Below are 25998 nucleotides of genomic sequence, written 5' to 3' on the forward strand. Positions count from 1 at the left end.
CGCCCAGCCGAGGCACCCGCGTACGCAGATCTGCGTAGGCGCGGCGCAAGCGCCGCTGCCTGTGGTGGGCCACCGTATGTTGACCCCATGAGCACTGTCTGGGTGATCAGCGGGCCGCCGGGCGCGGGCAAGTCCACGGTGGCGGCCGAGCTCCTCGCCCGCCTGTCCCCCGTGCCCGCCGTGCTCGACAAGGACACCGTGTACGGCGACTTCGTGGCGGAGGTCCTGCGCGCCCACGGCCGGCCGGACGGCGAACGCGAGGGCCCCTGGTACGACCAGCACATCAAACGCCATGAATACGCCGGCCTGACCAGGCTGGCCAGGCAGATCCGCGGGCATGGCTGCCCGGTGCTGCTCGACGGCCCGTTCACCACCCAGGTTCACGACGCGGACAGGTGGGCGGAGTGGGTGACGGAGCTGGGCGGCCCGCCGGTGCGGCTGCTCTGGGTGCGCTCCGACGGTCCGACCCTGCGTGAGCGCCTGGCGGTCAGGGGGTACGGCAGGGACGCGGGCAAGCTGGCGGCCTTCGGCGACTACCTGAGGAACATCCGGGTGGACGAGCCGCCGGTCGTCCCGCATCTGGAGATCGACAACCGGTGCGGCGCGCCGCCGGTCGGCGAGCAGCTCACGGCGGCGGGCATCCCGCCTCAGACCACGCGGTAGTCCTCGTCCCGTACGTCCAGGATCGCCATGTGGCCCGGCAGGTGCCCGATCGCGTACTCGACGCCGCTGGCCATGATCGCCGCCTGCGGCGTGACCCCGCACGCCCAGAACAGCGGCACCTCGCCGGCCCGCACCTCCACCGGGTCACCGAAGTCGGGCCTGGCCAGGTCGTCGATGCCGATGACCGCGGGGTCGCCGATGTGCACCGGCGCCCCGTGCACCCGCGGGTAACGCCCGCTCACGTCGACGGCGGTCTTCACCAGCTCCTCCGGCACCGGCCGCATCGACACGACCAGCGGCCCGGAAAGGCAGCCTGACGCGGTACAGGGAACGTTGGTCACGTACATCGGCACGTTGGTCCCCAGCTCCAGGTGCCGCACCGGCACGCCGGCCGCCAGCAGCGCGCGCTCGAAGGTGAAGCTGCAGCCGATGAGGAACGGCACGAGGTCCTCGCGCCACTCCTCCACCACCTCGTCGAGGTCCGCGACCGGACGGCCGTCCCGGTAGAGCCGGTAGCCCGGCAGGTCGGTACGGAGATCACCGGCGAACAGCTCCGTCGACGAGGTCCCCGGCTCGCCCACGTCGAGCACCGGACACGCCCGCGGGTTCTGGTGGGCGAACAACAGCAGGTCGTACCGCAGCCGTGCGGGCACGGCGATCAGGTTGGCCTGCGTCCAACCCCGGCACCAGCCCGCGGTGGGCACCCGCTCGCCGGTGCGGAACCGCTCCCGCGCCTGCGCGGGGGTCAGATCGGCGACGTCCACAGACACGACATTACGCCTCATGCGTGATGTCGTGCTTTTCCCGGGTAGCGGGCGCAGGTGCGGCTCGATGTGAACCCCCTCGACTACCTGCTCATCGCCATTTACTTCGCCACCGTGCTCGCGATCGGCTTCGCCGCGCGCCGGCGGATCAGCACCAGTCTGGACTTCTTCCTGGCCGGCCGCGGGCTGCCGGCCTGGATCACCGGCCTGGCGTTCGTGTCGGCGAACCTGGGCGCGATCGAGATCCTCGGGATGGCGGCCAACGGAGCGCAGTACGGCGCGATGACCGTGCACTACTACTGGATCGGCGCGGTCCCCGCGATGGTGTTCCTCGGCATCGTGATGATGCCGTTCTACTACCGCTCCAAGGTCCGTTCGCCGTGGACGTGGTGGTGTCGATCGTGGTCACGCTGGTCACCACCCAGAAGCCGCAAGAGGAGCTGCGCGGGCTCGTGTACGGGCTCAGCGACGTCACCATCGAGGACGACGCGCTGGCCGGGGACGCCAAGTGGTACCGCTCGCCCGTGCTGCTGGGCACGGGCGCCCTCGTTCTGGCGGCTGTGATGTACGGAGTGATCCTATGATGAGCGATATCCGGATGGTGATCGGCGGGTTGTTCCTGATCTACGGCGTGATCCTCATCATCGCCGGCGTCCTGGGCAGCGCCGTGAACCTGTGGACCGGGCTGATCATGGCGGTGTTCGGCGGCACGTTCGTGGTCTGGGCCCGGATCAGACGGATCTGATCGGCTCCTGCGCCTTCTTGTCGTACACCTCCCGCGCGGCGATCACCTCGTCGGCGTGCTCCCCCGCCCACCCCCCGATGGCCCGCAGCACGCCCATGGCGCTGCTGCCGAGACCGGTCAGCTCGTAGTCCACCCGCGGCGGGATCGTCGGATAGACCGTGCGGCTGACCAGGCCGTCGCGCTCGAGCGTGCGCAGGGTCTGGGAGAGCATCTTCTGGGTGATGCCGTCGAGCATCCTGCGGAGCTCGTTGAAGCGCCTGGGGCCGTCGAGCAGGGCGCCCATCACCAGGCCCGTCCACTTGCTGGTGAAGATCTCGAGGACCGTGTTGGGCTTGCACGCCCGGAGGAACGCCTCGGCGCCGCCGTACTGTCTCAGGTCGGGAAACGTAGTATCCATTAGGTACCTGAATATCAAACAAGTGCCTTCTTCACAACGGATACCTGTGATGACCAGCATGTGAGGCATGCGTGCAATTACCTACCGCTCCTTCGGGGAGCCGGAAGTGCTGGAACTCACCGAGGTGGCGCGGCCCGTGCCGCAAGCCCACGAGGTGCTCGTGCGGGTGCGGGCGGCGGGCGTCAACCCGCCGGACTGGAAGCTGCGGCGGACGCCGTATCCGCCGGATTACGTCGATCTGCCGCTGATCCCCGGCTGGGACGTGTCGGGCGTGGTGGAGGAGGTCGGCGAGTACGTCGGCCGGTTCAAGCCCGGTGACGAGGTCTTCGGCATGCTCAACTTCCCGCGCTACGCCGGGGCGTACGCCGAGTACGTGGTCGCCAGGCCGCGGCAGTTCGCCCGCAAGCCGGCCGGGATCGATCACGTGCAGGCCGCGGCGCTGCCGATGGCGGCGCTGACCGTCTGGCAGGCGTTCGCCGACGTCGCGGCGGTCTCGGCAGGGCAGCGGGTGCTCGTGCACGCGGCCGCCGGGGGCGTCGGACACCTGGCCGTGCAGCTCGCCAAGCTACGCGGCGCGTACGTGATCGGCACGGCGCGGGCCGCGAAGCACGCGTTCGTGCGAGGGCTGGGGGCGGACGAGGTGATCGACTACACCACCGTGGACTTCGCCCGGGCGGTGTCGGGCATGGTGCCAGACTCGGACACATCGGGCATAGCGCCGGACTCGGGCACATCGGGCGTCGACGTCGTGCTCGACATGGTGGGCAAGGACTATCCGGCCAGGTCGTTGCCCGTCTTGCGGCCCGGGGGCGCGTTCATCGGGGGCGCGGGGATGACGCCCGGGGACGTGGCGGCGTACGAGCGGGCCGGGCTGCGGTCCGGGGTGTTCGTCGTGGAGCCCGACCATGCGGCGCTGGAGTCGATCGCCGGCCTGGCGGCGGAGGGACGACTGGCCGCGCACGTGGACCGGGTGTTCCCGCTGGCCGAGGCCGCGAAGGCGCACGCGCTGATGGAGAGCGGCGATTTCGTCGGCAAGCTCGTCCTGGAGATGTGATCAGTACTCGACCTCGAACGTGTGCGGCCCCAGCACGTACCCATCCCCCTTGGGCACGACGTACCCGTGTTCGACCAGCCGCGCCATGCTCCTGCGTAGTTCTTCCTCACCCAGTCCCGACGCCCGGATCAGCCCTTTGAGGTCCGCGTGGCCCTTCTCGACCGCCTGGGACGCCACGGCCTCGTAGACATGGATGTCCACGTCCGACAATGCCTGCACATCGTGACCTTCGGACATCAGCGCTGCCTCGCTCCCTCCCGCAACCTGAAGGGGTCGACCTCACGATCCGGGTTCCGGCGGAGGTATTCGGACTCAAGCTCATTGGTGCGGGATGTGTGCATGGCCAGGGCGTCGTCGGAGCCGTGGAAGAAGGTGTCACTCCGGGTGGCGTGCAGCTGGCGCAGCTCGCGTACCAGGTCGTCGTCGCTGAGCTGGGCCGGATCTATTCCCATCGTCGTCATGGGTTTCCCTCTACCCCAGAGTCCCCCGACAATATCTGTCATATTTCCTGACATATAGGGATTGTCTATAAGATGCCCCGGCTTTACCTTCCCGTTATGGACCTCGAGCTCAGGCACCTCAGAATCGTCCGCGCGGTCGCGGACGCGGGAAGTGTGAGCAAGGCCGCGTCCCTACTCGGGTTGGCACAACCGGCCCTGACCGCCCAGCTCAAACGCATCGAGAGGGTGCTCGGCGGCGCCCTCTTCGAACGCGACCGCCACGGCGCCAGGCCCACCCGCCTCGGCGAACTCGTGCTCGCCAGAGCACGGGTGCTCCTCCCCGCTGCCAAAGAACTGCAGGAGGAAGCCGTACGATTCGCCCACGCCCCCTCCCCCGGCTTCCGCATCGGCGCCACCAACGGGCCGATACTCGGCGGCCTCGTCGACCGGCTGGCCGCCGAGCGTCAGGTCAGCACGTACACGTCCTGGTCGGCACACGAGCTGACCGGCATGGTCGAGCTCGGCCGCCTCGACTACGTGCTGACGGGCGCCTGCGGCGACTCCGGCACCCCCACCGGCACGCTCGTGTGGGAGACCATCAGCCTCGACCCCGTCTTCTGCCTGGTCGCCGAGGCCCATCCCGCCGCAAAGGAGAAGGAGGCGGAGCTGGCCGATCTCGCCCACGAGCAGTGGGCGGTGACGCCAGGAGAGGGCTGCTTCGCGGACTGCTTCGCGATGGCGTGCGCCCGCGCCGGGTTCACGCCCGGCACGATCTACGAGACGGACGTCTCGACGTGCACACACCTCGCACAGGTCGGCCGCGCTGTGGTGCTCTGCCAGGCCACCCACCAGGCCGCCCAGGGCCTGGTGATGGTCCCGCTCGCCGGCGCTCCGCTGCGCTGGCGGCAGCTCCTCGGCCGCCACCCCACCGCACCCGACGCCGCCTGGGTGGTGGCGCAGGCCAAGGAGGCCCACAAGGACGCTGTCCGCCGGAGCCCGGTCTATCAGGACTGGCTGGTACGAAATCCGGCTTATGGCACCGCGCCATAACACGGTGATAGGGGCAAAGTGATACTCCTCCGCTCCTGGGTCCGCCGTTACCTTGACGGCACCCCCCAGCAGCGAGGAGACCATCATGCTCCGCAGCCCGGCGCTGATCGCGATCGCGATCGGCGCGTTAGTCGTGACGGCCACCCCCGCCGTCGCCGCACCCTCCGGCGCTTCTTCAGCCGCGAAGCCGCCCTCTGGCGTCGTGGACGCCCTGGAACGCGATCTCGGCATCACCGAAGAGCAGGTGATCAACCGCCTGGCGAACGAGGCCCGCGGCAACTCCGCCGCACCCGGCCTGCGCAAGAAGCTCGGCGACCGCTTCGCCGGCACCTGGTACGAGGGCGCCGAGAGCACCTTCGTCGTGGCCAGCGTCGACCCGGCCGACGCCGGCGAGATCCGCCGCGCGGGTGCCGTGGCCCGCATCGTGCCGCGGTCGCTGGCCCAGCTGTCCACCGTCAAGGACGGCCTGGACCGGACCGCGCCGCCCGCCACCGTACACAGCTGGGCCATCTCGCCCCAGGACAACTCGGTCATCGTGCACGCGAGCGACGCGGCGGCGGCACAGTCCTGGATCACCGCCGGCGGCGTGGACGCCGCGGCCGTGAAGATCGAGCAGTCGGCCGAGCGCCCGCACCTGTTCTACGACATCCGGGGCGGGGACGCGTACTACACCTCGGAGGGCTACCGCTGCTCGGTCGGCTTCGCCGCCAGGCGCGGCACCCAGCTCGGCTTCACCACCGCGGGCCACTGCGGCGCCACGGGCGTGACCACGACCGGCTACAACCGGGTGGCCCAGGGCACCGTCCAGATCTCGTCCTTCCCCGGCAACGACTACGCGTGGGTCGCCACCAACACGCAGTGGACGGCCCCCGGCGTCGTCAACGGCTACAGCGCCGGCATCCTCCCGGTACGCGGCGCGACCGTCACCCAGCCTCAGGGCTCGGTGTGCCGCTCCGGCTCCACCACGCAGTGGCACTGCGGCACGGTCACCGCGCTCAACGCCACCGTCAACTACCCGGAGGGCACCGTCACCGGCCTGACGCGTACCACGGTGTGCGCCGAGGGCGGCGACTCGGGCGGCTCGTTCATCTCGGGCGACCAGGCCCAGGGCATGACCTCGGGCGGCTCGGGCAACTGCACCGTGGGCGGCACCACGTACTTCCAGCCCGTGGGCGAGATCCTCTCCACAGGCGGCCTGACCTTGGTCACCGCCGGGGGCACCGACCCGCCGCCGACCGGCTGCCAGGGCCTTGAGGAGACCTACAGCGGGTCGCTGACCTCGAACGCGAGCGCTTACCAGCCGAACGGCTCCTACTACCAGGCGACGGTGTCCGGCACCCACTCCGCCTGTCTCGACGGTCCGAGCGGTGCGGACTTCGATGTGTACCTCCAGAAGTGGAATGGCTCATCCTGGTCCGTGGTGGCCAGGGGCGACAGCCCGAACCCCGACGAGACGATCAGCTACAACGGCACTGCCGGGTACTACCGGTATCGCGTGCACGCTTACAGCGGGTCGGGCTCGTACACGCTGGGCTTGAACCGCCCATGACAGCTCAATCCAGCTGAGCAGGTGCGGCCGGGACGACGATCACGTCCCGGCCTCGCCACGCTCATGGCCGGTCGGCGAGCGTCGTCGATGGGCCGAGCCGGTCAGATCCGGTTGCTCAGAGTGCGGAGCAGGAATCCGAACCCGCGAGTGGCAAGACGCGGCGGTGTGGCGCCGTTCATGCGGATGAGGTGCTCGCTCTGCATCAACGTCCGCGGGCCGGACACCGCGAGGGCGTGGGAGGCGACCGTGGAGGCCAGGGCCGCGCGCCGCCTCCGCCTGGAGGAGTACACGCCGACGACCGCCCGCGGATCGGGCACGGCGCCCAGGCACTCCACCAGCGTCGCCACGTCCTCGAGCGCCTGGTTCGTGCCGTGCGCCATGACGGGCGGCATCCCGTGCGCCGCGTCCCCGAGCAGCACGCACCGCCCGTCGCCCCAGCGGCGCGGCACCTTGTGCCGGGTGTGCGGGAACACCTCGGCGTCACCGTCCTCCAGCGACGCCAGAACCCGCTCGACCGGCCCACCCCAGCCTGCGAACCGGCGGCGGAGCATCTCCAGCGGCTTGTCCTCCGGCGGCGCGCCCGGCGACCACGGCACGTCGAAGAACCACTGCATGAGCCCGTCACCCGCGCCCATGAACCCGAAGTCGCCCTGCCGGCCGACCATCAATGTCGTGGTCGACCCGGGATCGAACGGAGCCGACGTCAGGCCCTGCCAGACCGCGGCACCGGTCAGAGCCGCCTCGCCACCTCCCAGCAGGAGAGCGCGCACCCGGGAGTGCACACCGTCGGCCCCGACCAGGAAGTCACCGCTGAACTCCTGACCTGTTTCCGTCCGCACCCGTACTCCGTCCCCGTCGGCCTGCAGCTCCGCGACCCGCGCACCGAACCGCACGGTCCCCTCCGGCAACCCGCTCTCCAGGAGGGTGATCAGCGACCCGCGGGGGATCACCCGCGCCGCCGACCCGAACCGCTGCGCCAGCGCCTCCAGGTCGAACTCCAGCACGCGGCGACCGCGCGCGGTCCGCAGGCATAACGTCGTCAGCCGCTGCCCCACCCCGTCCAGGCCCACGCCCAGATCCGCCAGGATCGCCGTGCCGTTGCACCACAACGTGATGGCCCCACCCCCGAGGCGCAACTCCTGCGCCTGTTCCAGCACCACCACTTCGTGCCCCGCGGCGATCAACCCCTGCGCCGCCGCGAGCCCGCTGATCCCCGCCCCCACCACCAGCACCCGCACCGCCGCCCCCTTGGCTCTACAATAAGTAGTACTACTAGTTATAGAGCATCGGGCCGATCATCCTCAAGATCCCGACAAGCGCCCGGCTGGTTGGCGGCGACGCGGCGATCAGAGGGACTTCAAGTACGTGAGAACCGCCAGAATGCGACGATTGCTCTCCGCCGAGTCCGGCAAGTTCAGCTTCTGGAAGATCGATCGCATGTGCGCCTCCACCGTGCGCTCGGCGATGACCAGGCGGGCGGCGATGGCGGTGTTGGAGTGTCCCTCGGCGACGAGGGCGAGGACGTCGTGCTCGCGCTCGGACAGGCGCGCGATCTGCGTGTTCTGGGCGTTGATCAGCGCCGCCACCACCTCGGGATCGAGCGCCGAGCCGCCTGCGGCGACCCTGGCGAGGGCGGACAGGAAGTCGTCGACGTGCAGCACCCGGTCCTTGAGCAGATATCCGAATGCTCCGGTGCTCACCAGCGGGACCGAGTTGGTGGTCTCGATGTGCTGGGACAGCAGCAGCATGGGGAAATCGGGCAGCTCCCGCCGAAGAAGCCGGGCGGCCTGCACTCCGTCGTCACTCATCGTCGGCGGCATCCGCACATCGATGACCGCGATGTCGGGCCGGCGCCCGCGTACCGCGTCGACCAGGGCCTGGGCGTCCCCGACGGCGGCGACGACCTCGTGACCCGCGTCTTGGAGCAGCCGGACGATCCCCTCCCGGAACAGCGCCGAATCCTCCGCCACTATGACGCGCATGGCATCTCCGCCTCGATCGTGGTGCCCTCGTGCGGCGCGCTGATCACCGAGAGCGTTCCGCCGATCGCGCTGACACGATCGCGCAGGGTGGTCAGGGACGCCTGGGACGGCGTGAAGCCGACACCGTCGTCGGTGACGGCGATGTGCAGGCAATCCCCAGCCTGGCGCACGCTTACGCGGATGCCGGTCGCCTCGGCGTGTTTCAGCACGTTGGTCATGGCCTCGGCCACCAGGAAGTATGCGGTGGCGGCCACGACGTCGCTGGTCTCCACCGTGCCGGCGCGCAGGTCGACGGGCAGGGCGCACTGGGCGGCGAGCCTGCGCAGGGCGGCGGTGAGCCCGTCGTCGAGGCTGGCGGGGCGCAGGCCGTGGGCCAGCCTTCGGAGCTCGCCGACGGTGTCCTCCAGCCGGTCCACCGCCAGGTCCAGCTCGAGGGAGAGTGGGTCGGCAGGGTCGAGTCGCCGCTGGGCGGCCCGTAATTGCATGCCGACCGCCAGCAGGTGCTGCTGGGCGCCGTCGTGCAGGTCGCGTTCCAGCCGCTTGCGCTCCGCAACGGCGGCTGAGACCAGACGCCGCCGGCTCTCCGACACCTCCGCCAGAACCCTGCGCAGGCCCAGCCGCAACCGGCTCACCTCGATCGGCAACCCGGCCGCCGACACCGCGAGGCGGACGCGCCTGAGCTGACGCGCCGACGCGCGGCCCAGGACCACCACGCCGATCTCGGCATCGGCGGTCCGCAACGGCAGCGTGGTCCGGTCCGCGGGCACCTCGGCGTCGGTTCCCCAGATGTCCACGTACCCGCCGCGCTCGGCCTCGGTGAGCAGCAGGACCAGCCCGGGGTCACCGGCGAGCGCGCGCAGCGCCTCCTGCACCGACTCCGGCTCCGCCGTGCCGTCCCGTACCCGGTCGACGAAGTCGGCGATGCCGGCGAGGATCACCGTACGGTCCCGGTCGAAAACCCGTCCGGTGGCGTCGTGCACCCGCCGGAACACCGGCATGAGGATCAACGCGGCCACGAACACCGCCCCGTACCCGCCCAGCGGCGAGTCACGGCCGAAGAAGGAGCCGAGCACGACGGCGGACGCGGCGAACACGCCCGCAGCGATGATCGCGGTCACCACCCACGCCGCAGAGTCGCCGAGGATCCTGTCGATCTCGAACAGGTCATGGCGCAGTACGGCCACGGCCACCGCGGCGGGGACGAGCACCACGATCCCGATCAGGAAGCCGCCGTACGCGGCGGGTCCCGCCCAGCCGAGTGCGGTGATCGCCCAACTGGCCACCATGAGCACCACCACCAGCACGGCGGCCAGGACGAGCCATCTGGTCTGCGCGCGTACCCGCTCGTCACCGCGGCGGTAACGCACCACCACGGAGCTCACACTGGCGACTGACACGACGAGCAACGCCGCGAGCGCGGCCACCATCAGCGGCATCCAGATACCCGCCGGCACCGCCACCGGTGAGCGGGCCACCGGCGGCGGGTCGTAATGGTTCATGGTCACCACCATCGCCGCCGTCACACCGACCGCCGACAGGGGCACCGCGGCCGCCGCCACCCGCCACCGCCGTCCCGGGAGCAGCCCGTCAGGAAAGATCAGTAACAGGATGAGAAACCCCACCACCTGCCACGACCAGATCACCGCCCCCCACCACGAGTGGCGGCCCCATTCCTCCAGCGCGGGCACGGCCAGCATCGAGACCGCCACCCCCGCGAGCGCGCCCGGCACAGGACTGGCCGGCGCCCGTACCGCGATCAACCAGCCGAGTCCCAGCGGCACCAGCCCGAGCAGATAGACGGCGAACGCCCAGCCCCCGCCCGCCGCCCAGCCCCCGCCAGCCGCCCAGGCAAGCGTGGTCCACGCGCCGGCGCACGCCATCGTCGCCACCACCATCCACCAGCGCATGCGGCTCACCGCGACATTCTCCTGCGCGAACGCCGCCCTGGCATCAGTGCCAACACGTACCGGCCTGCCCGGCACGATATCCAGCGCTGCCCTCGATGCGCGCCCATGACCGATCCACCGACAGTGGATGCGTCCCGAACACCTCCGAACAACAAGGAGAGAACACCATGGTCGCCATCATCGTCGTCCTGCTGGCCCTGCCGATCGGTTTGCTGATCCGCAACCGGCTCGGCGCCTACCTGGCGTTCGCCGTCGTCTTCGCCCAGGTCTACACCTTCCAGACGGGACTCCTGGTCATGGAGTGGACCAACGGCGCGACCGCGGCCTTCCCGCGCAGCACCTCGCCGGAGCTGCTCGACAGCAGCATCGGCTACCTGGCCTTCACCTCGGTGGTCTACCTCGTGGGGTTCGGGCTGGTGACGCTCGGTCACTGGCTGCGCAGCCGACGCCGCCACAACGCCGAGGAAGTACGGCTGGACCGCTGACCGACACCCTCCATGTGCCCCGCCACCCCTCCGCAGACAGCGACCCCGCTCCCCCACCAGTACCCTCTTTACGCGTGCACTCGACCTGAAAGTGCCGCGGATACGATCGGTTGAGGGTCCGCTGACGTTGCGGAGCGTGGAATGATGTCCGGGGGACCTTGTCTCCCGTCCGGCGGGGCACCAGAACGGGATCGAAATGCTCTAGCCTTAGCCATGCACGAGGCCGGGCATGACACCCTGCCGCGCTGCACACAACTGAATCCAGGGGCGGTAGCTCAGCCGGTCAGAGCATCGGACTCATAATCCGTGGGTCGTGGGTTCAAGTCCCACCCGCCCTACTCTCCCACTCCAGGCTGTACGTGGGGGTTCCTTGATCCCGCCAAGTCGGCGGGTCGGCGGTCTCCCAGATGGGAGACCGTAGGGAGACCGCCAGTTTGGGACGCCTCCCCCACGGCGACCGCCCGAGGCACCAGAACGGCACTCGCTTCGGCCGCTTCCCGCGCCACTTCCGGCAGCACCGTCGTGTAAAGATCGGCCGTGATCGACACGCTCGAGTGCCGCAGCATCGCCGACGTCGTCTTCATGTCGTTGCCAGCCGCCAGGGACAGCGTGGCCGCACCGTGGCGAAGGTCATGCAGGCGGATCGGCGGCAGGCCAGCCGCGAACGCCAACCGCTCGAAGTGCTCACTGACCCAGTCAGGCGTCAACTCGCTGCCGTCCTCCCGCGTGAAGATCCGGCCGGTGTCCGTCCACGCCGATCCCCACGCCAGCCGCTCCTCGTTCTGCCGCGCCTTGTGCGCCCGCAGGACGGCGACCGTGACCTTGTCCAGCGCGACCACCGCGCCCGACGACTCTGTCTTCGGCGATCCCTCCTTCACCTCCCGGCCGACGTTGGTGAGCTGCTTGGCCGTGGCCAGCAGACCTTCGTCCAACTCGCCGTCGATCCAGCGCGCACCGCACGCCTCGCCACGACGCAAGCCTCGGAACGCGATCAGGTGATACAGGGCGTACAGCCGGTCAGGCGCCGCATAGTAGAGGAAGGTACCGAGCTGAACTGGCGTCCACACCATCACCGGCGAAGGCCTCGGCGTCGCCAGCCACACCTTGAACCTCTCCAGCGACTTCTTCGCCTGAACCGGGGCGGCCCGCTCAGCGGCAAGACGCTTCTCGTACGCGACGCTGAACGCCTCCACCCGCGCCTTCGTCCAGACCACCCCCTTAGCCTTCTTCCCCGCGTCCAGCTTCACCAGCTCGGCGGCGTTAAAAGTGACGACGTGCTCCAATGCCAGTGAGTTAAGGCATTTCTGCAGGTAGACGTACAGATTCGCGAGTGCAGAGATTGGCGCACGTGAGCGGAGTGTCGCGATTCGATGACGCTCGGTGTGTCGTCTGTTGATGCAACGAAGTCCTCGATAGGACGGCGATCGACCAAGAACGCATTCGCCCCATCGAGGAGCTTCGATGCTCGCTCAGTCTGCCATGCCCGCGTTGCCGCTCTCCATCACCGACGATGTTGCCGTCCCGGCGGTGAAGGACGGATCGGCCAATAGCTCGGGACAGGAGTGTCCTGCCGGTTTAGGGGTGCTGACCTGTGAGATCAGCCCGGATCTGGTTGATGATGTGATCGAAGTATCCGGATGCCGGGAGCAGCGGCGGCGGTTGCTGCCGGCGCGGGCGGTGCTGTACTTCGTCCTCGGGTTGTGCCTGTTCAGCGGGGCCGACAGCCTGGCGCCGCCGGGCTATCGGTCGGTGATGCGCTGGCTCACCGATGGGTTGCGTCACCTGCGCGGTGTGGTGTTGCCGACCAGTTCGGCTCTGACCAAGGCCAGGCAGCGGTTGGGAGCCAAGCCACTGGAGCTCCTGTTCGATCGCCTGCGTGGGCCGGTGGCCGGCCCGGCGACGCCGGGGGCCTTCGTCTTCGGGTTGCGCTTGGTGGCCTGGGACGGGACCGGGCTGGACGCAGCCGACACGACGGCCAACGCCACGGCGTTCGGCGTCACCCAGGGCGGTAACCCGCAGGTGCGGCTGCTCGCGCTGATCGAGTGCGGCACGCACGCCGTCATCGATGCCGCTTTCGACAGTGTGGCCAAGGCCAGCGAACAGAAGCTGGCCCGGCGGGTGCTGCACGCGCTCCAGCCGGGCATGCTCTTGCTGGCCGACCGGAACTTCCCCGGTCACGAGTTATGGGGCATGGCGGCTGCGACCGGCGCTGATCTGGTCTGGCGGATCAAGAAGAACCAAGTGTTCACCCCGGTTCACGAGTTGCCCGACGGATCATTCATCTCGATCATGCCGACCCCGGCGGAGAACGTCCGCTACGGCCAGGCCCGCGCCGCCGGCAGGACTCTGCCCCGACCGCCGCAGGGCCATCGGGTACGGATCATCGAGTACACCATCACAGTCAAAGGCCCTGGCGGCTCGACCAGAGTGGAGCAGTTCCGGCTGGTCACGACGCTGCTTGACCACAGACGAGCGCCAGCGCGCAAGCTTGCCGCCCTCTATCACGAGCGCTGGGAAAGCGAGAACGGGTACGGCGAACTCAAGACCCGGCTTCGCGGAGCCGCCTTCATCCTCCGCTCCAGGCTGCCCGAGCTCGTCAACCAGGAGATCTTCGCCCTGCTCGCCGTCTACCAGGCGTTATGCAGCCTCAAGGCCGAGGCCGCCCGCACCGCCGGGATAGATCCGGACCGCATCTCCTTCACCGTGACCATCCGTGTCGCTCGCACCCACGCCAGCAGCCACCGCACCAGCCCCGACACAGTCGACCAAGCACGCCGCGAGGCCATCATGGATCTCCTCGAGGACCTGGTGCCCCCACGCCGCGATCGGCAATGCGACCGTGTCAAGAAGCCGCCGAAGAACACCTTCGTGACCAAGAAACGCGATCAGATGACCCCATCGGGCAGCGTCAAATACAAGATCAGAATAAGCCGAAAAGCCCTGTCACCAGCGCAAACGCCTTAACTCACTGGCATTGCGACGTGCTCCCGTTTCGCGGAGGCCAGCACCGTGCGGATCGTCGCCCTGATCCGCTGCTTGGTCACTGGCCCGGTCGGCCGCTTCCCGCGCACCGACGCCCGGACCTGCGGATCGTCGGAGGCGCGTGCGGCGAGCAACGCCTCGTTCTTCTCATCGATCCGGGTGAATACCTGCTCGACCCCAGGCACGAACAGCCGGTCCAAGCGCACGTCGGCGAGAACTTCGCGGATATGCGTCTGCCAGTGTGAGACGTAGCTAAGTAGCGTGCTCTCCCGGATGTCCTTGAGCTTCGCCACGATGAAGGCCGCCATGGCGGTGCACAGCAGCGCCACGACGGTGCTTGCCGCTACGGCCAGGCGGGTCCTGATCGAGCACCGATGCCACCTGCTCACTCTGTCTGCGCATGTGCCATATCTCCTCGCAGTCCTCGCCCTCATGGCACGTGTTGGGCGTCGGCCGACGAGAGCGCCGATCCCATCCGCGGGCGCGGCCCAGGGTTGCAGCGTCCGGGACGGGCTGGTACGCGCCTTAGAAGCTGTCGGCTGTGCCGTCCGGCAGCAGAGTCAGGGCGCCGGGGTCGGCGGCCGGATCGCCGGCGAACAGGTCGCCGAAGTCGATCACGCCGCAGATGGTGCCGTGGAGTTGGCCGGAAACAGGTCGCCGTGGAGCCTCCGCGCAGGGCCGGCCCAGTCCGGCGCGGCGGCGTCGGCTCAGACCGCGTGGACGGTGTCTGCGCCGGGGTCAGCCCCAAGCTCAGTGGCTTCGGCGAGCTGTTTGGTCAACCTCTCAGAGCAGTCGGCCAGCGACCCTTCGCGGTCAAAGCGGCTGGCGGACGCGTGCGGGGGCGGGTTGGTGAAGAGCCGTCAGGAAAGCGGCCAGGACATCGGCGACTTCTGCGGCGCGCGTGACGGGGGTGCGGTCGGCAGGCGTGCCCGGCACCCGGGTGGTGACGATCCAGGGTCGTGGAAACAGAGCGGAGGGCTCACTGAGGCGCTGCGTGTTGGCGTACCGGCAGAGGAGGGCGCGGGGCGGGGGCGGGCAACGAACGAATCACCGGCGAGGAAGACAAGCGAGCGTGGCCAAACAGCGTCTGGATGCCCTCGACCCCGACCACCTCACTGGTTGCTCCGGTATTCACCAAGGCCCTACTGGCTAGGGACACATCGTGAACGGTTCGATGCCAGGCAGGTGGCGGGACCATTCACCGGCGGTGAGCGTACGACCGGCGCGCACGCACAGGGTCGCGGCCACGTGCCGCTCGTCCACGTCGAACACACGGATCGTGCCGTCGGGGGCGGCGGTGTGGAGTTTCGTGCCGTCCGCAGAGAATGCCACCCACCCGCTGTGGGCGCTGTCCGCCGCCTGCTTGCCGTCGAAGACGAGGCCCAGAGGTCGCCGGCTCGGCACGTCCCAGAGACGTACGCGCGAGCCCTGCTCGTACGTCGCGATCGTGCGCCCATCAGGCGACCAGGCCAGCCTGGTGGCCTCGCTGCCCGGCACCGCGGGGAACTCGGCGATTTTGGTCCTGATGTCGCCGTCCCACAGGGTGAGTCGGCCGGGCCCGGAGAAGGCCACCTGCCGGCCGTCCGGGCTGAAGGCGAAGGCGCCGGCGAGCTGCCCGGTGCCCTGTTCGGGAGGCCGGGTGGCGCCCTTTTCCGGATCGATGAGCTGGAGCGGGTTTACGGTCACGAGCAGCCGTCCGTCGGGGCGGAAGGCGAGGTCGTTCGCGCCCGTCCCGGTCTCCGCTCGTTGAGATCCGCGTTCGAGGTCCCACAGTTCGACGCGACCGTGCTGCCCGTAGCGCGACACGGCCAGCGTGCGTCCGTCCGGACTGAACGCCAGCGCCTGGGCGCCCTGCTCGACGCCGCCCCCCAGCTTGAGCCGGGCCGACACCTTAAACCCGGTCAGATCCACGATGTGGACCGTGTCGTCGGCGGCCAAGGCGAGCCGGCGGTCGTCGGGACTGAAGGCGGTCGCGCCGCCACCGCCCGACCGGCTGATCAGTTTCATCAAAGCGCGGCCCGTCGCCGCGTCCCTGACCTCTATCCGATCCTCCCAGATCGCGGCCAGCACGCGCGTGGAGGGGGCCAGCCGTACGTTCCCGCTCTCGCTGCCGCCGCCGCCCGGCGGGTCGAACACCATCGAGACATCCTCGGTGTGGACAGCGCCGTGTCCGTCCAGATAGCGGACGGCCCGGCCGGCGAGGTCGAAGCGGAGCCCGCCGACGAAGGCGGGCAGGGCCTGGCTGTACACCGTGTTGTAGAAGGCGGGCAGGGCCTGGTTGGACACCGTGTCAGGGGTGGAGCGCCGCTGCAAGGTCAGTCGCTCCCGGCTGCCCCAGTTGGCGATGAAAGCGTCGCCGAAGACGAAACCGGCCTCCGGGCCCACTCCGCCCCCCGGGCCCACCCCGCCCTCCTGGGTCATTACCTCCTCACCGGACGGCAGCTCGAACATACGGATCCTGCTCGTCTCTTTCGAATGCACAAGCTCCGTGGTCATCATCATCTTGCCGTCGTCGCTGAAGGTGGTCTGGTTGATGACGCCCTTGTCCCGCTCGGTCGGCGGGATCGGCGTCCTCTTGCCCCGGCGCAGGTCCCACAACTCCGCTTCATGGCCTTTCACCACGTAGCCGAAGCGGCCGTCCCGGCTGATCGCGTTGAGCGCGGCTCCCGAGGGAGCGGTGAGCTGCTTGCGCTTGGCGACGTCCCACCATTCGGGCAGGGCTTTCGCTCCCCAGGGGATGGCGAGGTAGCGCCCGGAGCCGTCGAAGCTGAGTGTGCCGCCCGCCGATTGCCTGCCTTGACGGGCGATGGGGGCGCCGAGCGGTCTTCCGGTGCGCGTGTCCCACAGCCTTACCCCCTCGTGGTCGAGGAGGGCCAGGGTGTGCCCGTCGGGGGTGAGCGCGGCTTGGGACACCTCCGCGCTCACCCCGGACAGCACGCCGATCCGCCGTTGGCCGGTGATGTCCCAGATCCTGGCTGTCCCGCCGTCCAGGGACACGAGCACGCGGCCGTCCTGGCTGAGGTTCTGCACGGTCGCGGCCGTGTAGTCGGGGTCGAGGAAGACGGAGGTCGTGGTCTGAGAGAGCGAGTCGTAGAGCGCGCCGCGGGTCTCGGGCAGTTCCGGGCTCAGCCGCCAACCGGCCACGCTCAGCAGCTTCGCGACCTGAGGATCGCTCTGCCGCAGGTCGGCGGCTCGCAGCGCGAGCTCCCGCGCCAGCGCGTCGTCGCGCTGGCGGCTCGACTCCCTGCGCAGGTACTCCGCAGTGCCGAGCCCGCCGAGCGCGACCACGAGGAGTACGGCCAGGGCCGCCGCGACCAGACGGCGTCTCCTCGCCCTCCTACGGGCCAGGCTCACCGCCTCGTCGAGGAACTCGCGTTCGCGCCGTCCCAGCGTGAGGTCCTTGTGCGCGGTGGCGGCCCACTGCAGCGTCCGGTCGAGTGCCGAGCCGTGCAGCAGGTCGGCCGGTCTTCTGCCATGCTCATTCCACAGCGCGGCCGCCTCGGCGAGTCGCCGGTGGACGGGCAGCCCTTCGCGGTTGCCCGCCACCCAGTCGCGCAGCCGGGGCCAGGCGTGCAGGAGGCCGGGCGTGGCCAGTTCGTACGCGGCACCGGACCGCGTGACCAGGCCCGCGGCGCCGAACACGGTGAGCATCGCGTCCACGGCCTGCGAGTCCGGCAACTCGTCTCTGCTGACGAGCCGGAGTTCGTCGCCGTCGATCATCCGCAGGAACACCTCGGGCACGGTCGCCCGCTCGGCCTCGGTCAGCTCGCAGTAGAGCTCCTCCGCGATCGCACCCAGGTCGGGCTCGGGCCGTCCGGTCAGAGCACCCGCCTGCGTAAGGCCGCGTTCGAGCAGGTTATCGCCGCGGCGGAGCAGCGCCTCGCCGCCATGGCCCACCAGCCGCAGCAGCACCTCCCCGGCGGCCGGCCGCTCCGTGGGATCCCGGGCAAGCGCTGCGGCCACCAACGCATCCAGGGGTTCAGGCAGGCCGCACACGTCCGGCTCGAACTCCATCACCCGCCCAATGACGGCGGCCGGATCCCCCGCCTCAATCACGTCCTTGCCCCGGGCCGCGAACAGCACCACCATCGCCCACGCCCACAGGTCGGCCGCCTCACTCGCGCCCCGCCCCGAGAACACCTCCGGCGGCATGTATCCGGGCGTGCCCATGATCGGCCCGCTCGTCGTCGGCCCCACCTCACGGGCCACACCGAAATCGATCACGCGCGGCCCGTCCGGCCCCATGATGATGTTGTCCGGCTTGAGATCGCGATGCACAATCCCGCCCTGGTGGATGGCGGTCAGCGCGGTCGCCACCCCGATCGCCAGCCGGCGCAGCGCGTCCTTCTCATATGACCCCGACTCCGCTACCACCCGCCTCAGGCTCGGCCCTGGCACGAACTCGCTGACGATGTACAGCGGCGCCGAATCGACCTGTGCCTCGATCACCTTGGCGGTGCAGAACGAGGCCACCCGCTGGGCCGCCGCCGCCTCCTTCGCGAGTGTGGCGCGTGATTCGGCGCTGTCGTACCGGGGGATCTTGATCGCGACCCGCTCTCCTGTCTCCCCGTAGCCCTCGTAGACGACGCCCTGGCCGCCCGCGCCCAGCCGGCCGGCCAGCCAGTAACGACCCAAACGCCGCGGATCGGATGGGGTGAGAGGAAGCATTGAGCGTGCCATTTCGGGGAAACTCCGGATGGGCTGAAGGTCAAGGGCATCTGCCGGATGCTGAACATCGGCGTGGAGCCCCCCGCGCCAGCACGGCCTGGCAGGTCGCGAGCGCGAAGAATCCGATCGCGCCCGCCACAGGCCCAATACTGGGGACTAAATCGGGATGAGACGGCAGGATGGCCGCACCGCACGCGACAACGTCCGCTGCAGCGAGTGCGGCGCCCAGCACATGAACGCCACCTGACGGCCGGATCAGGGCGATCGCCGCCAGCGACGACGCGATGATCGCGCCACCCGCGAACGCGAACGTCACCAGGATCATCACCGGAACAGCGCGATGAACGTCCAGATAGGACAGTCCCAGATGGCCGGCCACGGCTTGGCCGAAACCCGGAACGAATCCCTCGGCTTGTACGGCCGTTCCCGACCGAGCCAGCGCGACCCAGGGCAGCAATCCCGAAACGACCACAGCGGACAGCCCCGCCACCAGCCCAACGCGGGCCGCACGATGGGCCCCGCTCTGATGGCCACGTGGCCCCGCCGATAACTCGCTCATCCCCCTCCCGAACCCGACCGCCACGATCGCCCTGACAGGGGTCGATCGTGCCACGGGCACCAACCGATGCCAACTTCTGCGAACGCCTCTGCTCGGGTGACGCCCCGGGGGTGAACCGGATCGTCCAGATCCATCACCAGGTTCCTGATCGCTTGCATGGCCCAGCTCGCGCTCGGGTGCGCGGTGGCGCCGAGTTGTGGCGGGTCTCTTGGGCGAGCGGCACCGATCTCGATCCGCGGCTCGTCCTGAAGCTGCATGTCGGGCCGGTGACCAGCGTGGCCTGGGGGATCTTGGGGGATCGTCCGTCGCTAGCCGTCTGCGACAAGGACAGGCGTGAGACCGAGGGGCGGTACCGGCTGCGAGTGTGGGATGTGCCGTCCGGTCAGTCAAGTCTGCTGCCGTGCGCGGAACCCGTCCGGTGCCTGGCGTTCTCAACGGCCGGTGAGTACCCCCTGCTCGTCTCCGGTCACGATCGGGGCTGGGTGGGCATCTGGGACGTCGCGGACGCGTCGCTGCGGCACACGCTGAGGATCGGTGACGCGGACCTACTCGATCTGCACGTGGTGGATTCCGGCCCTGCCGGGTGGATGGTGACTCAAGATCTGGAAGGCCGCGTCAGCGGCTGGTCGCTCCCGACCGGTCGCCACGTGACCGACTTCAGCTCGTCCCGCACGTACTCGATGTACGCGGGCAGGCTGGCCGACGGGAGGCATGTCCTGCTGACCGACGGTGGCGATCTGTCGCTCTGGGATCTGGACGACGGTGGGCGGCTGAGTATGAGGATTCCGCCTGACCTGGGGACAGTGCGACGGACCCCGTTGTCCACGACGGACGGTCGCGACCTCGTCACCGTGATCGAAGAGCGCGGTTCCATCGTCACCTTCGATCCAGCGACAGGCGCCCGGACGAGTGTCGACATCACCGCCCATCTCAACCGCCACCCGCATGGGCTGATGGACATGTGGTCAGATTCGTACCCTTATCCGAGGCTGGCGACGGTGTCAGGGAGGCTCGCGGTGCCCACGCCCTGGCGGGTGCGCCTATGGGATCTCAGCACCTCGCAGCAGCAGGACCCACCGCTCGCGTGGCCGGCCTCGCGCGCAGCCGTGCGCGCCGTGCGGTGGCAGGATCGTGACCTGCTGCTCACCAGCTCGGCCTACGAAGGAGTGGTGGCCCTGTGGGACCTCGACCGGCCGGTTGACCCCGAACCCGGACACGACGAGCGCATCAGCGCCGTCTCCTCGGCCGAATCCGCGGACGTAGTGGCGAGCGTCGACGAGGGCGGAACGATCGTGGTGCGCCACAGCCTGGACGGGCGGCCGTTGGCCGCGCCGCTGAAAAGCGGTGTCGAAGGCACTCGCGCGGCCGCGGTCTGGCTCGACGGCGATGACGCCATCGTGGCCACGGGCGCCGGTTCGCGCTACCTCAAGGACGGCAACCTGCGACGCTGGAACCTGAGCAGCCACCTCCCCCTCGGGGCGCCGATCTTCGCGCATCCCACGTCTGTGCACGGCCTCTCCCACATCGTGCTGCGAGGGCGGGAAGTCATCGTCACGTTCGGCCGGGACGGCCGGATCAAGATCTGGCACCCACCGACGGCATACTCCTTGACGAAGCCCAGACCGCGGTCATTACCAGGATCACCGGGTTCGCGACCGGCGTCATCGACGGCAGGCCGTTCGCGGCGCGGTCCGGCTACGGCCGACCCATGACCCTGCACGCCCTCGACGACCTGACCGCCCCGTCGATCACCATCCCTGACGCCGACGACGACGTTGTTCTCGCTTTTGCTGGCCCCGGCGTCGTCGCCGCGCACACCGTCCCGGGACATGGCAGGCCGGACACGGTCCGCGTCTGGAGTGTCTCCGGCACCCGGATCGGCCCGGACATCCGGGGCACGACAGAGGTCACCACGGCGACGGAACGGGCGTGGCCGGCCGTCTACGTCGGCCGCGCGGACGGCACCATCTCACTGACCGACCTGGAGACGGGACACGATCTCTGCCACCCGATGATCCTGCCGACCAGACCGATCGCTCTCGTAGTGACCGGCGACGGAGATCTGATCGCTGGGTTCGGCAGCGACCTGGCGCGCGTTCGCCCGCCTTCGACGTCCCATGGACCGCGTTGAGGGAGATCAGGTGACACGGTGGACAGCGATCAGGCCGGCCGCAACGGTCCTGCTGCTCCTGGCGTTGAACTCTGTCGCCCGGCGACAAGCATGACCCGCTCCCAGCTCACTCCTCATGTGGGGTGCCAAACTGGCGGCAGAAACGGCCGCGGGCTGAGGTAATGACTGGTCAGTGTTCTGTGAGTGCCGTGTAGGTGGTGGAGCGGCCGGATTTTGAGCGTGCGGGCGGCTTCGGCGACCGATACGCCGTCGACCACCAGGCGGCGCAGGGCGGCCGACTCGGCCCGGGCCGACCACGCAGGGTCGGCCGATGCGACTCGGTGAAAGTGATGCGGGCGCGGGAAAGCGCTCACCGTGCGATGATCACCAGTCCGGTTCGGTGGGCATGAGGCTGATTTTCCTTACCGGCAGTCATGCGGCGAGCGTGTCGAGCGGTCCGCCGACAAGCACCAGGGCGAACGCCGCCCAGCGGAACAGATACAGCGGCCGAGTGCGATACAGGAGCGCGCCGAGAAGCAGCTCGAAAGCGCCCCTCACAGCCCACCACGCTGCCTTGGCGAGCAGCCAGCTCCAGCCTCCATCCAAGAACCGCTGCCGATCAGCGGGCACATGTTCCGTCAGGAACGCGTCGATCCGCAGAGAAATGTGACGACGCTGTCCGGCGCACAGAGCGTCGTGCTCGCGGTCGCATGGATTGCCGTCGTCCCCCGCGTGGACGCGGGGCAGCTCTGCGATGACGCTCTGATGGAAGGCTTGGTACTCCTCAAGCGAGCAGCCCAGCGCGCGGGGAACGTAGCCCGGACGGCTACGTTCAGCCAATGCGTAGTAGGTAATGCCCCACTGATCATAGGCGTGTCCGTGCATGAACTGCTCCCGGACATTCGTGTTGAGGCGGGCCACGCCGGCTTGAGACAGCCTGAGCCGGGCACGAGCGAGAGCGCCGGTAGCGCGGACCTTCAATTCGCCGCCCCGCATTCGCAGCTTGTGGGGGTCGAGAAGGTCCAACACGATGGACAGCGCGGCGAAGTACAACATGACCTTCCCGACGCGGCCCCACACCAGCATGGGCCACCCCCACACCACCATGCTCGTGGTCGAACGGCCGTCGAACCATGTGGCGATGACGTCAAATAGTTCGTTCACGGCCTGATCCTTCGCATGCAGCGGCCTTCACGCAGGTTCCGGTCTTCTCTCGGTTCGCCCCAGCATCAGGTACGGCGCATCCAGGGGCCTGTGCCGGCTGTACCGCTGAGCGCGATCGGGCGCCTACGCGGGAGGTCACTTGGCGTGTGGATAGGCGACCATGGTGTCTGTGGAGTCGTCCCAGAACAGACCGTATCCGGAGTAGTCGCCGAAGGGAGCCACGATGTAGTCGCCGAGCTGGACCTGGCCTGTGGCGAGGTCGATGGTGACCCGCGGGTCGGCCTGGTCGGCGGTCGAGGCGCCGATACCGAAGGCGACGCCGGCATCGGTCACGCCGGTGAGATGGACCGGCTTGTCTTGGTCGGTCTCCTCGAAGCAGTGGCCGGTGCCTTTGTCCAAGTCGAAGGCCGTGTGGCTGCGGACGAGATAGCGTCCGTCGGCGGACAGGGAGGCTCCCTTGGAGTCGTCGGCCGTCACGCGCTGATCCGGCGCGCAGTCGACCTTGGCGCGGACCTTTCCCGTGGCGGGGTCCAGGACGGCCCACGTGTCGTTGGGCGCGCCTTCGTCGCGCCACTGCGCGACGAGGGAGTCCTTGACCGGGGCGATGAAGATCTTGTGCTCGCTGTTGGTGGTGAGAGTTCCACCTGACCAGGCTCCCGGCACCCAGTAGTGGCGGCGCGGCTGGGTATTGGTGGCCAGCAGCGGCCCGCGCGACGTGACCGCTACGGCCTCGGTCGAAGCGAAACACAGCTTGCACTCGCTGGCTGGGGGTTCCATCTTCTTCAGGTCGTACGTCTTCGTCGCGCCGGTGGCCGGATCCACGGTCACCACCACGTCGTTGTCCAGCTCCACCAGCAGTCCGCCACCGCCGTTGCTGACCGCGCCCTCGCCGTCCAGTTCGAGATGGTGAGCCGGCTTGACGCCGTCTCCAGCGGCACGGGCGGGGAAGATGTCGATCGTCGTGACCTGCCGGCCCTTGCTGACCACGTCGGTGCCCTGAAAGCCGGACGCTGAGGCGACCAGGTAGTCCTTTCCCTGCACGGTGACCGAGAACGCTGACATCAGTCCGGGGCCCTTCACCTCGGCCTTCCACAGGCTTTTGCCGCTGGTCACATCGAGCACGGTGAAGGTGCCGTCGTTCTTGCCGCCCTGCCGGAAGACGGCGACCGCCCCGGAGTGCGGCAGGGTGAGCTGGTCCCCCGGCAGATCTGACTCCCAGCCGCGGGAGGTGTCATAGAGGCTGGGGACCGACAGCTGTGTTCTGGGCGCGACATGCTCAGGCGAGGCGGACGAGGACGGCGTAGCCGTGCCGGTCCGAGATCCGTGCGACCCTCCCGAGCCATCGCTTCCCGCGCCTCCTCCGCAGGAAGTGAGAAGGCCAGCGGCCACCACCGCCACGAGTACGCACCTGGGCCGATTCACACGAATCCTCCATTCAGCAGAACGCGTCGGTCGGTTCGGCTGCCGAGATCGCCGCAAGGTTCCGATCCGGCGCGGTTGCTCTCACCCATTGCCCACTGCCACGCACGGGCCACGGTGACGTTATTGATCATGGTGACGGTCCCCGCCGGAGGCGCGTGCTTTCAGCGCCATTCGATGAATGCGGCAGTGTCGCCGAGCGCGGAGAACTCCCCGGTTCGCTCGACCTTCTGAGGCGTGGATCCCGGCTTGGTGTCGCAGAGGTAGTAATCCATCGCGGCCCCCTTCTGGGAGAGAAACGCGAATCTCTGACCGTCAGGGGAGATCACCATGGCGTGGTTGTCGTGGTCGTTGCTGGGGAGTATGGGCGCTCCAGGCTTCGCCCCCGAGGCGATGTCGAGCGCGGCGAACCTGCCGTCCGCGCTGCACAGCACCGTGTCGTTGTCGAGCCAGCCACCACCACAAGAGATGTATCTGCCCTTCTCCACAAGGTCCGGGCTCACCCCTTGGCCCTCCGCCGGGACGTCCAGGACGTAACCTCTCGCCAGAAGGCGTTTGCCGTCCGGCGAGAGGAAGGCGCTGCTGGCCACCACGGCCCTGCTCGGAGTTCTCCCCACCATGATGAGCTCTTGGGCAGTCCTGACCTCCAACTGGTCGACCGCCTTGTGGTCCCCGGCAAGCGCTCGGCTCGCGACCCGGTCCTTGGTTGAGATCCCCGGCTGGTCGGTCACCTCGTACGTGAACCAGACCGCGCTCCCGTCCCGGGAGAAGGCCGCGTTGTGCTCGTGCGGAGTGTTGCCGAAGTCCTCGTTCCCGGTCAGGTCGGTGAACTTGCCCGCACGGTCGACGTAGCCGACATGAGTCGCCGCGATCTGCGGGTCCTGGGTGACCACGGCCATCTTCGTGAAGTCCTGGTCGAAGAGCGATCTGATGGCTGTCACATCCTCGGCATCAGCGGGCAGCTCATCGGGCTCGCACAGTTGCCTCACGGCGGTGTTGGGCTCGGACCTGTCGTACTCGACAATCGCCGTGTCCGGCAGTTGGAACTCCGCATGCGCCAGGTGCTTCCAGCTTTGCGGGTTCCAGCCATCGACGTTGACGACTCCGCCGCTGCCGTTCCCCCGCGAGCAGACAGCCGTAATGATCATGTTCTGCTGGGTGAAGTCTCCACTGGTGCCAGTCTCCGAAGACCTGTGGCCGGCGTCCGCTCCCACCCCGGGCTGGTCTCCGTCTGATGAACAGGCAGCGAGGCTTGCTGCCAAGACCAGCCCGAGAAGGGACGCCGTTGCTCTCGGCGTGTCAACCATTCGTCTGTCCCCTATCCAATTCCGGCCCGCTTCGCACAAAGGGCTCTGACGCGCCGTCACCTCATCAACTCGCCGATGAAAGCGACTGGTCCGAGACAAGGCCGAGGTTGCGGCGTCGGTCGGAAAGGCGCACCTGCGCCGCTTTCCGCCTTGCCGCAAGCCCAAGCATTCCTGGTCCGGGGGTGAGCAGACCCGCCGCCAGGATGGAGGTGATGGCCGCTGGTTCTTGATTCTCCCAAGGAGTTCTTCTACGAGTGGTCGCGATCGGCATCCGGCCTGCACGTCTCGTAGTTCGAGTGACGGATGGAACTGAAGTTGTCGACGGACATCCAGCCGTACGTCCCCGTCCCCTTCACCCGGCCATAGACCCAGAGGTGGCCACGCCCGTTCCGCACCCAGCAGTGAAGGTAGATGACCCGGCCCCTGCCGAGCCTGGTCACGTTCCCGCACCGGTCCGCATAGGGCCCCTTCTTGAGGTTGTAGGAGCCCTTCATCACGCCGTAGCCGCCGTCCAGGTTAGAGATGGAAGAGTCGTACACGGAACACGGAGACGGGGTGGCCGACGCGGCCGGCCCGTTCACGAGTGTCGCCGCCATGATCGCGCCGGTCGCAACCAGCATTCCTACCGCCTTGATCCCGAATCGCATCTTGCCCCCTTTGTCCTGTTGATCAACTGGCGATCCACATGGTGCGCCAGGCGGTGTTGAGAACTTGTTGAGTATTCGTTGAGAGCGCAGGGAGCATCGCTGGGGA

General features: G+C 68.8%; 25 protein-coding genes, 1 tRNA gene and 1 pseudogene. 12 read left to right on the top strand and 15 right to left on the bottom strand.

What is annotated here, in order from left to right:
- The first annotated feature begins 87 nt into the window (after window positions 1–87).
- On the top strand, window positions 88–663 hold the full coding sequence (locus ACTWPT_RS37245; protein ID WP_443182215.1) for an AAA family ATPase: 576 nt from the start codon (window positions 88–90) through the stop codon (window positions 661–663).
- Here ACTWPT_RS37245 and ACTWPT_RS37250 read toward each other — a convergent pair.
- Window positions 648–1448: a putative hydro-lyase gene (locus ACTWPT_RS37250; RefSeq protein ID WP_443182216.1), complete on the bottom strand. Its 801-nt coding sequence runs from the start codon at window positions 1446–1448 to the stop codon at window positions 648–650. The genes ACTWPT_RS37245 and ACTWPT_RS37250 overlap by 16 nt on opposite strands.
- Window positions 1449–1643: 195 nt before the next feature.
- Here ACTWPT_RS37250 and ACTWPT_RS37255 point away from each other — a divergent pair.
- From ACTWPT_RS37255 to ACTWPT_RS37265, 3 genes and pseudogenes are all read left to right on the top strand, one after another.
- A pseudogene (locus tag ACTWPT_RS37255) lies at window positions 1644–1730 on the top strand (hypothetical protein); the annotation flags it as partial.
- A gap of 77 nt (window positions 1731–1807) precedes the next feature.
- Window positions 1808–2011, top strand: a complete 204-nt coding sequence (locus tag ACTWPT_RS37260; RefSeq protein ID WP_443182328.1) for a hypothetical protein — start codon at window positions 1808–1810, stop codon at window positions 2009–2011.
- Window positions 2008–2172, top strand: a complete 165-nt coding sequence (locus ACTWPT_RS37265) for a hypothetical protein (protein ID WP_443182217.1) — start codon at window positions 2008–2010, stop codon at window positions 2170–2172. Before ACTWPT_RS37260 ends, ACTWPT_RS37265 begins: the two co-directional genes overlap by 4 nt.
- Here the strand turns inward: ACTWPT_RS37265 and ACTWPT_RS37270 are convergent.
- On the bottom strand, window positions 2159–2569 hold the full coding sequence (locus ACTWPT_RS37270; protein ID WP_443182218.1) for a winged helix-turn-helix transcriptional regulator: 411 nt from the start codon (window positions 2567–2569) through the stop codon (window positions 2159–2161). The genes ACTWPT_RS37265 and ACTWPT_RS37270 overlap by 14 nt on opposite strands.
- Window positions 2570–2636: 67 nt before the next feature.
- Between ACTWPT_RS37270 and ACTWPT_RS37275 the strand changes: the two genes are divergently transcribed.
- Window positions 2637–3623 (top strand): NADP-dependent oxidoreductase, encoded by a 987-nt coding sequence (locus tag ACTWPT_RS37275; RefSeq protein WP_443182219.1) that lies wholly within the window; start codon window positions 2637–2639, stop codon window positions 3621–3623.
- Here the strand turns inward: ACTWPT_RS37275 and ACTWPT_RS37280 are convergent, their stop codons facing one another.
- Both ACTWPT_RS37280 and ACTWPT_RS37285 read right to left on the bottom strand, forming a co-directional pair.
- The gene (locus ACTWPT_RS37280) at window positions 3624–3860 is read right to left on the bottom strand and encodes a hypothetical protein (protein ID WP_443182220.1); all 237 of its coding nucleotides are present in this window, start codon (window positions 3858–3860) and stop codon (window positions 3624–3626) included.
- The gene (locus ACTWPT_RS37285) at window positions 3860–4084 is read right to left on the bottom strand and encodes a DUF6158 family protein (protein ID WP_443182221.1); all 225 of its coding nucleotides are present in this window, start codon (window positions 4082–4084) and stop codon (window positions 3860–3862) included. The genes ACTWPT_RS37280 and ACTWPT_RS37285 overlap by 1 nt, the downstream gene beginning before the upstream one ends.
- 96 nt (window positions 4085–4180) lie before the next feature.
- On the opposite strand from ACTWPT_RS37285, the gene ACTWPT_RS37290 reads away from it, so the two are divergent.
- Window positions 4181–5113 (top strand): LysR family transcriptional regulator, encoded by a 933-nt coding sequence (locus tag ACTWPT_RS37290; protein ID WP_443182222.1) that lies wholly within the window; start codon window positions 4181–4183, stop codon window positions 5111–5113.
- Window positions 5114–5198: 85 nt separating this feature from the next.
- Window positions 5199–6662 carry a S1 family peptidase gene (locus ACTWPT_RS37295; protein WP_443182223.1) on the top strand — a complete coding sequence of 488 codons (1464 nt, stop codon included), beginning with the start codon at window positions 5199–5201 and terminating at the stop codon, window positions 6660–6662.
- A gap of 101 nt (window positions 6663–6763) precedes the next feature.
- Here ACTWPT_RS37295 and ACTWPT_RS37300 read toward each other — a convergent pair whose 3' ends face one another.
- The 3 genes from ACTWPT_RS37300 to ACTWPT_RS37310 form a co-directional block, all read right to left on the bottom strand.
- Entirely contained in the window at window positions 6764–7900 is a 1137-nt protein-coding gene (locus ACTWPT_RS37300; RefSeq protein ID WP_443182224.1) for an FAD-dependent oxidoreductase, read from the bottom strand.
- A 108-nt stretch (window positions 7901–8008) separates the two neighbouring features.
- Complete coding sequence (locus ACTWPT_RS37305) at window positions 8009–8644, bottom strand: response regulator (RefSeq protein WP_443182225.1); 636 nt, start codon at window positions 8642–8644, stop codon at window positions 8009–8011.
- On the bottom strand, window positions 8632–10551 hold the full coding sequence (locus tag ACTWPT_RS37310; protein WP_443182325.1) for a sensor histidine kinase: 1920 nt from the start codon (window positions 10549–10551) through the stop codon (window positions 8632–8634). The genes ACTWPT_RS37305 and ACTWPT_RS37310 overlap by 13 nt, the downstream gene beginning before the upstream one ends.
- A gap of 167 nt (window positions 10552–10718) precedes the next feature.
- Between ACTWPT_RS37310 and ACTWPT_RS37315 the strand changes: the two genes are divergently transcribed.
- Together ACTWPT_RS37315 and ACTWPT_RS37320 are read left to right on the top strand one after the other, a co-directional pair.
- Window positions 10719–11036 (top strand): hypothetical protein, encoded by a 318-nt coding sequence (locus ACTWPT_RS37315; RefSeq protein WP_443182226.1) that lies wholly within the window; start codon window positions 10719–10721, stop codon window positions 11034–11036.
- 264 nt (window positions 11037–11300) lie between these two features.
- A tRNA-Ile gene (locus ACTWPT_RS37320) sits at window positions 11301–11374 on the top strand.
- On the opposite strand, the gene ACTWPT_RS37325 is transcribed toward ACTWPT_RS37320, so the two are convergent.
- Entirely contained in the window at window positions 11372–12319 is a 948-nt protein-coding gene (locus tag ACTWPT_RS37325; RefSeq protein WP_443182227.1) for a site-specific integrase, read from the bottom strand. The two genes, ACTWPT_RS37320 and ACTWPT_RS37325, sit on opposite strands and share 3 nt — an antisense overlap.
- 178 nt (window positions 12320–12497) lie before the next feature.
- Here ACTWPT_RS37325 and ACTWPT_RS37330 point away from each other — a divergent pair, with 178 nt between their 5' ends.
- Window positions 12498–14000: an IS4 family transposase gene (locus ACTWPT_RS37330; RefSeq protein ID WP_443182228.1), complete on the top strand. Its 1503-nt coding sequence runs from the start codon at window positions 12498–12500 to the stop codon at window positions 13998–14000.
- On the opposite strand, the gene ACTWPT_RS37335 is transcribed toward ACTWPT_RS37330, so the two are convergent.
- From ACTWPT_RS37335 to ACTWPT_RS37345, 3 genes are all read right to left on the bottom strand, one after another.
- Entirely contained in the window at window positions 13997–14407 is a 411-nt protein-coding gene (locus ACTWPT_RS37335; protein WP_443182229.1) for a hypothetical protein, read from the bottom strand. The genes ACTWPT_RS37330 and ACTWPT_RS37335 overlap by 4 nt on opposite strands.
- Before the next feature lie 760 nt (window positions 14408–15167).
- Window positions 15168–18653, bottom strand: a complete 3486-nt coding sequence (locus ACTWPT_RS37340; protein ID WP_443182230.1) for a protein kinase domain-containing protein — start codon at window positions 18651–18653, stop codon at window positions 15168–15170.
- A gap of 73 nt (window positions 18654–18726) precedes the next feature.
- On the bottom strand, window positions 18727–19176 hold the full coding sequence (locus tag ACTWPT_RS37345; protein WP_443182231.1) for a hypothetical protein: 450 nt from the start codon (window positions 19174–19176) through the stop codon (window positions 18727–18729).
- Between the two features lie 245 nt (window positions 19177–19421).
- On the opposite strand from ACTWPT_RS37345, the gene ACTWPT_RS37350 reads away from it, so the two are divergent.
- Window positions 19422–20957: a WD40 repeat domain-containing protein gene (locus ACTWPT_RS37350; protein ID WP_443182232.1), complete on the top strand. Its 1536-nt coding sequence runs from the start codon at window positions 19422–19424 to the stop codon at window positions 20955–20957.
- The gene (locus tag ACTWPT_RS37355) at window positions 20954–21376 is read left to right on the top strand and encodes a hypothetical protein (RefSeq protein ID WP_443182233.1); all 423 of its coding nucleotides are present in this window, start codon (window positions 20954–20956) and stop codon (window positions 21374–21376) included. Before ACTWPT_RS37350 ends, ACTWPT_RS37355 begins: the two co-directional genes overlap by 4 nt.
- A gap of 411 nt (window positions 21377–21787) precedes the next feature.
- On the opposite strand, the gene ACTWPT_RS37360 is transcribed toward ACTWPT_RS37355, so the two are convergent.
- From ACTWPT_RS37360 to ACTWPT_RS37375, 4 genes are all read right to left on the bottom strand, one after another.
- On the bottom strand, window positions 21788–22519 hold the full coding sequence (locus ACTWPT_RS37360; RefSeq protein WP_443182234.1) for a hypothetical protein: 732 nt from the start codon (window positions 22517–22519) through the stop codon (window positions 21788–21790).
- Window positions 22520–22654: 135 nt separating this feature from the next.
- Window positions 22655–23941 carry a hypothetical protein gene (locus ACTWPT_RS37365; RefSeq protein ID WP_443182235.1) on the bottom strand — a complete coding sequence of 429 codons (1287 nt, stop codon included), beginning with the start codon at window positions 23939–23941 and terminating at the stop codon, window positions 22655–22657.
- Window positions 23942–24102: 161 nt separating this feature from the next.
- On the bottom strand, window positions 24103–25245 hold the full coding sequence (locus tag ACTWPT_RS37370) for a hypothetical protein (RefSeq protein WP_443182236.1): 1143 nt from the start codon (window positions 25243–25245) through the stop codon (window positions 24103–24105).
- A 248-nt stretch (window positions 25246–25493) separates the two neighbouring features.
- Entirely contained in the window at window positions 25494–25892 is a 399-nt protein-coding gene (locus ACTWPT_RS37375) for a hypothetical protein (RefSeq protein WP_397115065.1), read from the bottom strand.
- Window positions 25893–25998 lie beyond the last annotated feature (106 nt).

Source organism: Nonomuraea sp. 3N208, assembly GCF_052245935.1.
GTDB lineage: Bacteria > Actinomycetota > Actinomycetes > Streptosporangiales > Streptosporangiaceae > Nonomuraea.